Origin of the sequence: Phycicoccus sp. Soil803 (assembly GCF_001429685.1) — a bacterium.
Taxonomy (GTDB): Bacteria; Actinomycetota; Actinomycetes; order Actinomycetales; family Dermatophilaceae; genus Pedococcus.
In genome coordinates, this window is the sequence record NZ_LMST01000001.1 from 389,825 (window position 1) to 401,744 (window position 11,920).

Here is an 11,920-nt window from a genome sequence, read left to right on the forward strand (position 1 = left end):
GGCGTCAGTCTCCCAGAGAGGTGGTCAGCAGGATCTTGCCGATGTGCCCGCTGTCCTCGAGCTCGCGGTGCGCCTCGCCCGCGTCGGCGAGCAGGTGGCGACCGTGCACCACCGGCACGACGCGGCCGGACTCGACGAGCGGCCAGACGTGCTCCCGGACCGCCGCGACGATGGCGGCCTTCTCGTCGGCGGGCCGGGCCCGCAGCGAGGTGGCGATGACCGCGACCCGCTTGCGCAGCATGAGGCCGAGGTCGACCTCCGCCTTGCCCCCGCCCTGCAGCCCGATGACGACCAGTCGGCCGTTGACGGCGAGGGCCTCGACGTTGCGGGAGAGGTACTTCGCGCCCATGTTGTCGAGGATGACGTCGACGCCCGCGCCACCGGTCGCCGAGCGCACCTCCTCGACGAAGTCCTGCTCGCGGTAGTTGACGAGGATCTCCGCACCCAGGGCCCGACAGGCCTCGAGCTTGGCGGCCGAACCCGCTGTCACCGCGACCCGCGCGCCCACCTCGCGGGCCAGCTGGATGGCCATCGTGCCGATGCCCGACGAACCACCGTGGACGAGGAAGGTCTGGCCCGGGAGCAGGTTGGCCGTCATGAACACGTTGGACCACACCGTGCTGACCACCTCCGGGAGCGCAGCGGCGTCCTCCAGCGAGACCCCCGCCGGCACGGGCAGGAGCTGCCCGGCCGGCACGCACACGAGCTCGGCGTAGCCGCCACCCGACAGCAGGGCGCACACCTCGTCGCCCACGGACCACCCGTCGACGCCGTCGCCGAGGGCGTCCACGGTGCCGCTGACCTCCAGCCCGGGGTAGTCGGGGGCGCCCGCCGGTGGTGGATAGAAGCCCATCCGCTGCATCACGTCGGCGCGGTTCACGCCGGCCGCCGCGACGCGGACCCGCACCTCCCCGGGTGCGGGCTGGGGGTCGGGGACGTCGGCCAGGACGAGCGCGGACGCGTCGCCGGGCTCCGGGATGGTGATCGCCTTCACGGGTCGAGCCTATGGCGGGCCCGGTCGAGGTCTGCGGCGGTGTCGACGTCCAACGAGGCGTGGTCCCCGACCGACACCGTGACCGTGCTCAGCGGGTCGAGCAGCCGCATCAGCGGGGTGCCGGCTGCGGGCTGTGGCACCGCTGCGCGCAGCGCTGCGGTCCGGTATGCCGCGAGCAACGGTTGGAGGCGTCCGTCGCCGTCGCGACCGATCACCGCGTCGAGCTCGGGGGACCGGTCGAGGGTGGCCACGAGCTCGGGAGCGGGCCCCGCGGCATACGGCATGTCACCACCGAGCAGGACGAGGACGGGACCGTCGAGCAGCACCAGCGCGGCCGCGATCGCGGCCACCGGGCCGCCACCGGGTGGGTCCTCGCGGCACCAGGTGACGGGTCGGTGTGTGGGTCTGGGCTCGCCGACGCAGACGACCGGCCAGTCGCCCGGGAGGCCGTCGACCAGGTGGTCGAGCAGGGAGCTGCCCGCGAGGTCGGCCCGGGTCTTGTCGCCGCCGAACCGCCGTCCGGTGCCCCCGCACAGGACCACCGCGGTCGGGGCTGGGGAAATGGTGTCTGCCGAGGTCACGAGCCCATTCTGGTGGGTCGAGGGGGGTGCTGCGGGGGTTCCGGGAGAGGGCGCCTCGGGTCTAGGTTGACGAGATTCGACCGCACTCGAAGGAGAACTGATGACGCTCGAGAGAAGGACGTTTCTGAAGGGGAGCGCAGCGGTGGCAGGAGGCGTGGCGATGGCCGGGCCGTTTGCCGGACTGGTGGCAGGCCCTGCCGCGGCGATCGGTGCAGCGCCGTTCCGTGGCCTGCGCGCGACGCCCGACCTGCGCGACGGCAAGGTGCGGCTGCACCTGCCCGAGGGCTTCAGCTACCGCTCGTTCCATGACACCCAGGCGGTGCCGCCGCCGCTGGTCGACGGCAAGACCATGCCCGGACGGCACGACGGCATGGGGGCCTTCGAGGGACCGGACGGAGCCGTGACCCTGATCCGCAACCACGAGGTCGCCGGCAGCGGGACCCCGTTCGGGGCGGTGGGGTCGTGGACCTACGACACGGGTGCTCGAGGTGGCTGTGTGCACGTCGACGTCACCGGCGAGGGCGAGGTCCTCGGCGAGCACACCGCCATCAACGGCACCGCGAACAACTGCTCGGGTGGGCAGATGCCCTGGGGCGCCTGGGTGACCTGCGAGGAGACGGTCAACGGTCCCGACGTCGGACCGGACTTCACCGGAGCCTCGAACGCGGGTTTCGCGAAGAAGCACGGCTACGTCTTCGAGGTCCCGGTCACGGGCCGCTCGGCGGCGATGCCGATCACCCAGGCGGGTCGGTTCGCCCACGAGGCGGTGTCGTTCGATCCGCGTGAGGGTCGGCTCTACCTCACCGAGGACAACTTCGCCTTCCCGTCGGGCTTCTACCGCTACACGCCGGGGACCAACCCGATGGAGAGCGGCCACCTCGACAACGACGGCCACCTGCAGATGCTGGCCGTCAAGGGCCAGCCGAACGCCCACCTCGAGGGTCACCAGGACAAGGGCGCCGTCTACGACGTCGAGTGGGTGGACATCGCCGACCCCGACCCGACCTTCACCCCCGGGCCAGGCGGCGTGCTGCCGACGAACGACTCCGCACTGGTGGCCGTCGGCGACCAGGGTCGGGCCCTGGGCGCAGCCGGCTTCTCCCGGCTCGAGGGCCAGATCTACGACAACGGCGTCGTCTACTTCACGTCGACGCAGGGTGGTGGCGACGCCGAGACCGGACCCGAGCTCATCGCGGGGTACGGCAACGGGTTCGGCCAGGTGTGGGCCTACGACACCCGGTCGGAGAAGCTCCGCCTCGTCTACCAGTCGCCGGGCAAGCAGACCTTCGACTTCCCCGACAACATCACGGTGAGCAACCGCGGCACCCTGGTCGTGTGCGAGGACAGCAACCAGGACAACTACATCCGCGGCCTGAACAAGGGCGGCCAGCTCTGGGACATCGCGCTCAACCGGGCGGCCAACGCCAACGGCACGCCGCGGTTCGACGACGAGTTCGCGGGCTCGACGTTCAGCCCGGACAAGTCGACGTTGTTCGTCAACATCCAGGCCAGTGCCGGCCTCACCTTCGCCATCTGGGGGCCGTGGCACACGATCGGCGTCTGAGCGCTGCCGCCGCCGGCCGGCCCGCGAGGGTCAGCCGGCGGCGGTGGGCTGCCGCGGCGGGCAGCTGGCGGTGGCGAGGTACTCGAAGTGCCACCACTCGTTGTCATAGGTGCGACAGATGCCGTAGGCCGCGCCGTGCGCCTGCAGCCACGTCGCCGCCGCCTGGGGGTGGACGTCGACGGCGTAGCCCTTGACGTGGGCCGACTTCAGCGGCGCGAGCACCCACTTCGACGCCTCGGCGCGTGAGCCGTACCGGGCGACCGCGCGGTCGACCAGGATCTGCTGCCACTGCTCGCTGCGCCACGCCGACCTGATCTCGGGGGTCAGCCCGTCGGCCCGGGCGTCAGCGAAGGCGCGCGTGAAGGCGGCAGCCGCAGGTGCCTGCATGTTCGTCGTGCCCGGGACTGCCGCCGACAGGGCGAGGCTGGTGGTCGGCGTGGGGATGCGGTCGGTGACCACGGGCTGAAAGCCGTTGGCAGCACTGCCCTTTGCCTTGTTGCTCGGACCCGAGCTGGTCGACCGGACCTTCGGTGTCGGCTTGGCGGACGACTGCTTCGCCTGCTTGGCGGAGCGACCCCCGGCAGGTGCGTTGCTCGATGGGCGGGCAGCCGCGGAGGTGTGGCCGTCGTCGTCGCCGTGCCACGCGGCATACCCGGCGGTCGCGGCCGACGCGACGAGCAGCGCGGTGACGAGGAGGGTGCGGCGGAGGCGCTGGCGGCGTCGCCGCCCCGCCGACACGTGTGTCGTCGTGCCCATGACCTCACCCCCGTCGCCGCGGTCGCCTCGATTCTGGCAGCCGAGCGGGTGAAGTCAGTGGACCCCGCCGATGCGGGCCGACAGCGTGGCGGCGGCACGGGACACCGCGGCGACGAGCCTGGCGCGCTCGGTCTCGTCGACGCCGTCGCGAGGGAAGGTCAGGGCGACGCCTGCGACGGGGTGGCCGGTGTGGTCGAGGACGGCCTGGGCCACCGAGGAGAGGCCGGCACTCACCGAGTCGTCCTCGGTGGCGTAGCCGCGGGTGCGGACGGCGGTCAGCTCGCGGCGCAGCTCGCTGACCGACGTCGGCCCGTGGCCGTCGCGCTGGACCAGGGCGTCGCGGTGCGGGAAGAGGGCCCGTACCTGCGCGGCCGGCAACCGCGCGAGCATGGCCAGCCCACTGGCGGTCAGCGTCGCCGGCAGCCGGACGCCGACGTCGGTGACGAGCAGCGGGCGTCCGGGGGCGCGCTCCTCGATGACGTAGAGGACGTCGCGGCCGTGCAGGACGGCGAGGTGGGCGTTGTGGGTGGTCTGGTCGACCAGCCGCCCGAGCAGCGGCCGGGCGATGCGCTGCAGCGGCGCCTGCCGCTGGTAGGCCGAGCCGAGCTCGAAGGCGGCCACGCCCAGCCCGTAGCGACGCTCCTCCTCCAGGTGCGTGACGAAGCCGGCGTCCCTCAGCACCGCGAGCAGGTGGTACGTCGTCGAGCGGGGCAGGCCCAGCTCGCGCGCGATCGAGCCGGCGGGGAGCGGCTCGGTGTGCCGGGCCAGCAGGGTGAGCAGGGTCAGGGCGTGCCGGGCGGCGGGTGCGTTGGCCACCTCCGCAGTGTCTCAGGTGCGAGACGGTGCGGTATGCAGTGCCGTCAGGCGCGGGTGACCAGCACCCCGTCCTCGTCGGCGAACAACCGCTGCCCCGGCGCGAAGTCGACGCCTCCGAAGCTGACGACGACGTCGCGCTCGCCGACCCCGTCCTTGGCGCTTTTGCGCGGGTTCGAGCCCAGCGCGAGCACGCCCAGGGGCAGCTCGCGCAGGGCGGCGACGTCGCGCACCGCGCCACGGATCACGACGCCGGCCCACTCGTGGGCGACCGCGCTGGCGGCGATGAGGTCACCCATCAGGGCCGACTCGAGCGAGGCGCCACCGTCGACGACCAGCACGCGCCCGGCACCCGGCTCGGCCAGGGTGGCCTTGACCATCGCGTTGTCACGGTGGCAGCGGATCGTCGTGAGCTCGCCCTCGAACGAGAGGTGGCCCCCGTAGTGCCGGAGCTGGAGGGAGCAGGACTGGAGCTCCTCGCCCCGCTCGTCGTAGAGGTCGGCCGTCGACACCGTGCCCATCAGCTGGCCGTCACTCCTTGGGGGCCTTGACCGCGAGCACGGGTGCCTCGGCCTCGAGCAGCACGGTCTGGGCGGCGCTGCCCATGATCAGCTTGCCCACCGGCGTGCGACGTCGCAGGCCTATGACGATCAGCTCGGCGTTCGTCTCCTCCGCAACCCGGAGCAGCTGGTCGGCCGGGTCGCGGGCCTCGATCGCCTGGGCGACCTCGTGCTCCACCCCCGACGCGTCCAGCTTGGCCTTGACCGCGTCCCAGTCGGCCGCCGAGGCGTACCGCGGGTCGACGAGTGCGTCGCCGCGACTGACGTTGAGCACCACGAGGCGGGTGCCCCGCAGGGTGGCCTCCTCGATCGCGCGGTCGAGGGCCGCTTGACCCTCTGGGCGGGGCACGTAGCCCACGACGATCGCCATGGTCACTGACCTTCCTGGTTGGCGGACTGGGGGGTCAGGTGCGGCACGTGGTGCGTGCCGTCGCCGTCGCCGTCCCCGGCCCGGCTGGAGCGGATGCGGTCGATGACCACCGGCGCCACGACCAGGATGACCGCGATGACGTAGACCGTCACCGAGAACGGCGTGTTGACGAGCCCGGAGAGCTGGCCGTCGCTGATCTGCAGGGCCTGGCGCAGCTGGTACTCCGCGACCGGTCCGAGGATGATGCCGATGATCGCGGGCACCACGGGGAGGCCGTACCGGCGCATGAAGAACCCGAGGATGCCGATGATCAGCAACAGCCACAGGTCGAAGGCCGACGTGTTCGTGGCGTAGGCGCCGATGCTGGCGAAGAACAGGATGCCCGAGTAGAGGTAGGGGCGGGGGATGTTCAGCAGCTTGGCCCAGACGGTCGCCAGGGGCAGGTTGAGCGCGAGCAGGATGGTGTTCCCGATGAACAGGGACGCGATGAGCGCCCACACCAGGTCCGCGTGGTCGCTCAGCAGCCGCGGACCCGGGTCGATGCCGTAGCTCTGGAAGGCGCCCAGCATGACGGCAGCGGTCGCGGTCGTCGGGATGCCGAGGGTCAGCAGCGGGACGAGCCCACCAGCCGCAGAGGCGTTGTTGGTCGCCTCAGGGCCTGCGACGCCCTCGATGGCGCCGTGGCCGAACTCCTCGGGGTGCTTGCTGAGCTTGCGCTCCAGCGCGTAGGACAGGAACGTCGGGATCTCTGCGCCACCGGCGGGGATCGCGCCGAACGGGAAGCCGATCGCGGTGCCCCGCAGCCACGGCTTCCAGGAGCGGCGCCAGTCCTCGCGGCCCATCCTCGCGCCGTCGACCTTCACGACCTCGGCGTGTCCGCGACGCAGGTGCGCCGCGACCCACAGTGCCTCGCCGACGGCGAAGAGCCCGACCGCCACGACGACGACGTCGATGCCGTCAGCCAGCTGCGGGATGCCCAGGGTGAGTCGCTGCTGACCGCCGGCGGACCGGTCGATCCCGATGGTGCCGATGAGCAGGCCGATGCCCAGCGAGGCGAGCCCCCGGATCTTGGACGACCCCAGCACGGTGGTGACCGCGATGAAGGCCAACAGCATGATGGCGAACTTGTCCGGGGCGCCGAGCTTGATCGCCAGCTTGACGATCTCCGGCGCCAGCAGGGCCAGGCCGAGCGTGCCGATCGTGCCGGCGATGAAGGACCCGATGGCAGCCGTGGCGAGGGCTGCCGCTCCGCGACCCCTCTTGGCCATCTTGTTGCCCTCGATGGCGGTGATGACCGACGCGCTCTCGCCGGGGGTGTTGAGCAGGATCGAGGTGGTCGAGCCGCCGTACATGCCGCCGTAGTAGATGCCGGCGAACATGATGAACGCCTGGGTCGCCTCGAGGCGCAAGGTCAGCGGCAGGAGCAGGGCGATGGTCATGGCCGGGCCGATGCCGGGCAGCACACCGATGGCGGTACCGAGCACGACGCCGATCACGGCGTAGAGCAGGTTCACCGGCGTGAGGGCGGTGCCGAAACCGTCGATGAGGGCGTTGATGCCGTCCATCACAGAATTCCCTTCAGCAGGCCGACGGGGAGCTTGATGTCCAACCCGAGGAAGAACAGGTACCAGGACCCCACGGACAACAGGATCGAGATCAGGGCCATCCGCACGTAGTGCCGAGCGCCGAGGGCGAAGGTCGTCCCGAAGAACAGGATCGCGCCGGAGATCGGCCAGCCCACGCGCTCGATGAGCAGCGCATTGGCCACGAACGCCCCGACCAGGAGTCCGATGGTGCGCCAGTCGCTGCCGTGCGAGAGGTCGACGTCCTCGCCGCCCTCCGCCTCTCCGCGTCCACCGCGCGCCAGGTCGATCACGAGCAGCACGGCCATCGCAACCAGGAGCACGCCGACGACGATCGGCATGGTCTTGGCGCTGACCGGCCCGCGTGAGGCCGTGTCGGTGAGGCTTAGGCCGTCGACGATGGCCCAGCCGCCGAGGACCAGCAGGAGGAGGGCCACCCCGTACTCGGAGCGGCCCTCCTTCTGCGTGGCCGTTGCCGTTGGCGTGGAAGACATCAGGCCAGGCCCAGTTCCTTGAGGATGCTGGAGACGCTCTCGTTCTGGGCGGTGAGGAAGGTCTTGAACTCGTCACCGGTCTGGAACGCGTCGGTCCAGCCCTGCTTGGCCAGGGTGTCCTTCCACTGCTGGCTTCCGTGCATGGCGGTCAGGAGGTCGACGTACTGCTTCGTCTTGGCCTCGCTGAGCCCGGGAGGGCCGACGATCCCGCGCCAGTTGGTGAACTCCAGGTCGACACCGAGGCTCTTCAGCGTCGGGGCGTCCACGCCCTCCACCGGCTCCGCGCTGGTCACGGCCAGGATCTTCACGTCACCCGACTTGGCCTGCTCGGCGACCTCGCCGATGCCGGTCGCCGCGAACGCCACCTTCTTGCCGAGCACGCCGGTGAGCAGCTCACCGCCACCGTCGTACGCGACGTAGTTGACGTCCTTGGGCGTGACGCCCACGGCCTTCGCGAGCAGCATCGGGGTGAGGTGGTCCGGGCCGCCGGGGTTGGAGGCGCCGCCCACGGGCAGCTTGCCCGGGTTGGCCTTCCAGGCGGCGACGAGCTTGTCGAGGGTGTCGTAGGGGGAGCCCTTCGGCACGACGATGGCCTCCGACTCCTCGATCAGCTTGGCGATCGGGACGGTGTCGTTGAGGGTGGCCTTCGACTTGTTCGTGTAGACGGCCCCGACGACGCCGAGCCCCATCTGCATGAGGATGTCGTCGTTGCCCTTCTCGTTGACGAGCCGCTGCAGCCCGACCGTGCCGCCGGCACCGGCGGAGTTGAACACCTCGATGCTCTCGGCGAGCTTGGCGTCCTGCATGGCCTTGGCCGCGAGGCGGGCGGTCGTGTCGTAGCCGCTGCCGGGGGAGTTGGGGACGAGGATCCGCAGACCCTTGACGGGTCCGGAAGAGCTGCTGGCGTCGGACGACGCGTCGTCGCCGCTGACGCCACAGGCGCTGAGGGCGAGACCGGCGACCGTGGCGGCTGCCACGATCTTGATGGGGGTCCGTACACGCACGGGAGACTCCTTTGTCTGAGGGGTGTTCGTGGCACACGGTGCCCGGCTGTGGGCCTGCTGTCACGGTTAGGTGCGCAAACTCTGTTTCGTCCTTTGTGCTCACGGGCTGCTGGCCCGACGGCGGCGGCCCCGACACAATCAGGGTGTGGAGGTTCGATGGCGCGCCCGGCTGGCGGCTCGACGCTGGCCGTGGCAGCGTCGCTGGACGCTGGCCAGCCGCATGCTCGCGATGCAGCTCGGGATCGTCTGCGTCGTCCTCGTGGGGGTTGCGGCTGTCTCGCTGGCGCAGTCCGACGCCAGGGCACGCGACACCGAAGGCCGTCGCGCGCTGGCGATCGCGGAGCGTCTTGCCGTGACTGCGGGGGTGCGCGAGGCAGCCGCGTCGGGTGGCCGGGAGTACCTGGGCCAGGCCACGTCGGTGGTGGAGTCCGGCCGGACCTTCTCCAGCTCGACCACGGTGCTCCTGGCGCTGCGTGACCGACGGGTGATCGCCTCGAGCGACGCCCTGCCGCGCGCCCCGCTCTACCTCCAGGAGACCGATGCCTTCGACGGACGGTCGTGGGTGGGGACCGAGCAGGGCACCGGTGCGGCCTTCGCCATGGCGCCGATCATCAACGTCGACAACCGCGAGACCGACGGGGTGGTGGCTGTCGTGCGGGCCTACCCCTCCGTCCTCGACAACCTCGCTGCTGCGGTGCCGAACCTGTTGACCTACCTCGGGATCGCGAGCCTCCTGGGTGTCGTCGGGTCGCTGCTGCTGGCCCGCCGTGTCAAGCGCCAGACCCTCGGCCTGGAGCCGCGTGAGATCGCCGGACTGGTCGAGCAGCGCGAGGCCCTGCTCCACGGCATCAAGGAGGGCGTCCTGGCCGTCGACCTCGACCACCGGATCACCATGGTCAACGACGAGGCGGCGCACCTGCTCGGCATACCCCTCACCTCCGGGGGCCGCACGCTCCAGGAGGTCGACGCCACCGGACGGGCTGCGCTGATCTTCACCGAGGCGGTCGAGCTCACCGACCACGTCATGCCCGTGCGCGGCCGGGTGCTGACGGTGAACCGGATGCCGGTCCGCAGCCGCGGGCGACACATCGGCTGGGTGGCCACGATGCGCGACCGCACCGAGATGCTCGAGCTGCAGCGCGAGCTCGACCTCACCAAGAGCACCACCGACACGCTGCGCGCGCAGGCCCACGAGTTCAGCAACCGCATGCACGTCGTCAGCGGGCTGATCGCGCTGGAGGAGTACGACGGCGTGCGCAACTACGTCCGCCAGATCACCGATGACTCCACGACCCTGACCACGAACGTCGTGACCCGGGTGCAGGATCCGGCCGTCGCAGCGCTGCTCATCGCCAAGGCGAGCCAGGCGACCGAGCGCGGGGTGGACCTCGTCGTCGACCCGTCCAGCGACGTGCCCCAGCTCGACGACGCGCTCGCGGCCGACGTCAACACGGTCATGGGCAACCTCATCGACAACGCCTTCGACGCTGCGGCGGGCAGTGACTCGCCCACCGTGCGGGTGGCGCTGGCGCACACCGGGGAGGCCGTTACCGTGACGGTGCGGGACAGCGGCCCGGGCGTCGACTCGACGATCGGCGAGATGGTCTTCGACCGCGGTTTCACGACCAAGTCGACGGCCACGGCCCAGGAGCGCGGGATCGGCCTGGCGATCGTCCGTGTGATCTGCCGCAACCGTGGCGGCGACATCGTGGTCGGCAACGACGAGGGTGCGGTCTTCGTGGCGACCCTGCCGGTGCTGCTCGGTCAGCGCGTCTCATGATCTCGGTGCTCGTCGTCGACGACGACTTCATGGTGGCGCGCCTGCACTCCAGCGTCGTCGCCCGTGAGGAGGGCTTCGAGGTGGCCGGCATCGCCAGCACCGGCAAGGACGCCCTACGGGCGGTCGAGGCCACCCGGCCCGACCTCGTGCTGCTCGACATCTACCTCCCGGACATGACCGGTCTGGAGGTGCTGCGCCGGTTGCGGGAGGGCGGCAGCGAGGACCTCGACGTGATCGTCATCAGTGCCGCCCGCGACCTCGACACGTTGCGAACCGCCCTGCGCGGCGGCGTTTTCCACTACCTCGTCAAGCCGTTCGAGATCGAGTCGCTCCAGCAACGACTGCGTGAGTATGCCGTGCACCGGGCCGAGCTGGATGACCTCACCGAGGTGGGCCAGGACGACGTGGACCGGGTGTTCCGGGCCGGGGCCGTCGTCCGGTCCGGGGTAGGCCTGCCCAAGGGCATCAGCCCGGAGACCACCGACCTCGTGCTGCAGGCGCTCGAGGCGGCCGACGAGGACGGTCTCTCCGCCACCGAGTGCGCCGAGTCCACCGGGCTGTCGCGCAGCAGCACGCGGCGCTACCTCGAACACCTCGTGTCGGTGGGCAAGGCCGAGATGCGGCCGCGCTACGGCGCCGCGGGTCGGCCCGAGCGGCGCTACCGGCTGCGCTGACCGTCCCGTCTTGCCAAGGATCCAGCCTCAGTCGGACCGGTCGAGCCGGTCCGCGATGGCGTTGAGCGCGGTGTCGCGGGCCGCGAGGACGTGCGCCTCGGCGAGCGTGCGAGCCCGCTCCGGGTCGCGCGCCACCAGGGCCTCGAGGATCTGGCGGTGCTCGGCCAGGGCGGCGGTGCGGCGCTCCTGTGACTGGTTGGTGAAGGCGCGGTAGCGAGCCATCTGGCCGTCGACCTGGGCGTGCAGCCTGGACGCCCACCCGTGCCCGGCGATGTCGCCGATGGTCAGGTGGAAGTCGTGGCCGGCGTTCATCGCGTCGGTCGGCAGGTCGACCAGCGCGGCGTTGCGCTCGACCAGGCCGCGCAGGGTGGCGACGCCGTCGTCATCGAGCCGACTCGCGGCCTCGGCCGTCATCAGCCCCTCCAGGGACGCCCGCACCGAGTAGAGCTCCTCGATCTCGCGGGCGCTCAGCGGACGGACCACCATGCCTCCGGTCGGGAGCTGGTCGAGCAGGTCCTCGGCGAGCAGCAGCCGCAGCGCCTCCCTCAGGGGGGTGCGGCTGACCTGCATGCGGGTGGCGAGCTCGGGCTCGAACAGGCGCTGCCCCGGCTTGAGCTCGAGGTCGAGGATCTGCCGGCGCAGCTCGGTGTAGACGAGCTGTCCGCCGGACGCCCGGCGCGGACGGTCCACCATCTGGTCTCCATTCTCAATCTAGTTGCATACTTGTATACAAGTATGCTTTCCTCT

General features: G+C 71.2%; 13 protein-coding genes. 3 read left to right on the forward strand and 10 right to left on the reverse strand.

Going from position 1 to position 11,920, the window contains the following annotated elements:
• Positions 1 to 4: 4 nt before the first annotated feature.
• On the reverse strand, positions 5 to 994 hold the full coding sequence (locus ASG95_RS01800) for an NAD(P)H-quinone oxidoreductase (RefSeq protein ID WP_056921927.1): 990 nt from the start codon (positions 992 to 994) through the stop codon (positions 5 to 7).
• Positions 991 to 1,575 (reverse strand): molybdenum cofactor guanylyltransferase, encoded by a 585-nt coding sequence (locus ASG95_RS01805; RefSeq protein ID WP_162257513.1) that lies wholly within the window; start codon positions 1,573 to 1,575, stop codon positions 991 to 993. The genes ASG95_RS01800 and ASG95_RS01805 overlap by 4 nt, the downstream gene beginning before the upstream one ends.
• A gap of 100 nt (positions 1,576 to 1,675) precedes the next feature.
• On the opposite strand from ASG95_RS01805, the gene ASG95_RS01810 reads away from it, so the two are divergent.
• Positions 1,676 to 3,139: a PhoX family phosphatase gene (locus ASG95_RS01810; RefSeq protein WP_057376345.1), complete on the forward strand. Its 1,464-nt coding sequence runs from the start codon at positions 1,676 to 1,678 to the stop codon at positions 3,137 to 3,139.
• A 30-nt stretch (positions 3,140 to 3,169) separates the two neighbouring features.
• On the opposite strand, the gene ASG95_RS01815 is transcribed toward ASG95_RS01810, so the two are convergent.
• Genes ASG95_RS01815 through ASG95_RS01845 form a run of 7 tightly spaced genes read right to left on the reverse strand, consistent with a single transcriptional unit; the run spans position 3,170 to position 8,719 of the window.
• On the reverse strand, positions 3,170 to 3,895 hold the full coding sequence (locus ASG95_RS01815; protein ID WP_057376346.1) for a D-alanyl-D-alanine carboxypeptidase family protein: 726 nt from the start codon (positions 3,893 to 3,895) through the stop codon (positions 3,170 to 3,172).
• Positions 3,896 to 3,949: 54 nt separating this feature from the next.
• The gene (locus tag ASG95_RS01820) at positions 3,950 to 4,711 is read right to left on the reverse strand and encodes an IclR family transcriptional regulator (RefSeq protein ID WP_056921931.1); all 762 of its coding nucleotides are present in this window, start codon (positions 4,709 to 4,711) and stop codon (positions 3,950 to 3,952) included.
• Positions 4,712 to 4,755: 44 nt separating this feature from the next.
• A complete protein-coding gene (rraA, locus tag ASG95_RS01825) occupies positions 4,756 to 5,229 on the reverse strand; it encodes a ribonuclease E activity regulator RraA (RefSeq protein ID WP_056921932.1) in 474 nt (157 codons plus the stop codon).
• Between the two features lie 10 nt (positions 5,230 to 5,239).
• Positions 5,240 to 5,638: a universal stress protein gene (locus ASG95_RS01830; protein WP_056921933.1), complete on the reverse strand. Its 399-nt coding sequence runs from the start codon at positions 5,636 to 5,638 to the stop codon at positions 5,240 to 5,242.
• A 2-nt stretch (positions 5,639 to 5,640) separates the two neighbouring features.
• Complete coding sequence (locus tag ASG95_RS01835; RefSeq protein WP_082592258.1) at positions 5,641 to 7,203, reverse strand: tripartite tricarboxylate transporter permease; 1,563 nt, start codon at positions 7,201 to 7,203, stop codon at positions 5,641 to 5,643.
• Positions 7,203 to 7,715, reverse strand: a complete 513-nt coding sequence (locus ASG95_RS01840; protein WP_056921934.1) for a tripartite tricarboxylate transporter TctB family protein — start codon at positions 7,713 to 7,715, stop codon at positions 7,203 to 7,205. Before ASG95_RS01840 ends, ASG95_RS01835 begins: the two co-directional genes overlap by 1 nt.
• The gene (locus tag ASG95_RS01845; RefSeq protein ID WP_057376347.1) at positions 7,715 to 8,719 is read right to left on the reverse strand and encodes a tripartite tricarboxylate transporter substrate binding protein; all 1,005 of its coding nucleotides are present in this window, start codon (positions 8,717 to 8,719) and stop codon (positions 7,715 to 7,717) included. The genes ASG95_RS01840 and ASG95_RS01845 overlap by 1 nt, the downstream gene beginning before the upstream one ends.
• A gap of 145 nt (positions 8,720 to 8,864) precedes the next feature.
• On the opposite strand from ASG95_RS01845, the gene ASG95_RS01850 reads away from it, so the two are divergent.
• Entirely contained in the window at positions 8,865 to 10,499 is a 1,635-nt protein-coding gene (locus tag ASG95_RS01850) for an ATP-binding protein (protein WP_369820348.1), read from the forward strand.
• Entirely contained in the window at positions 10,496 to 11,173 is a 678-nt protein-coding gene (locus tag ASG95_RS01855; RefSeq protein WP_057376349.1) for a response regulator, read from the forward strand. Before ASG95_RS01850 ends, ASG95_RS01855 begins: the two co-directional genes overlap by 4 nt.
• A gap of 27 nt (positions 11,174 to 11,200) precedes the next feature.
• Here ASG95_RS01855 and ASG95_RS01860 read toward each other — a convergent pair whose 3' ends face one another.
• The gene (locus ASG95_RS01860) at positions 11,201 to 11,866 is read right to left on the reverse strand and encodes a GntR family transcriptional regulator (RefSeq protein WP_057376350.1); all 666 of its coding nucleotides are present in this window, start codon (positions 11,864 to 11,866) and stop codon (positions 11,201 to 11,203) included.
• Positions 11,867 to 11,920: the final 54 nt, after the last annotated feature.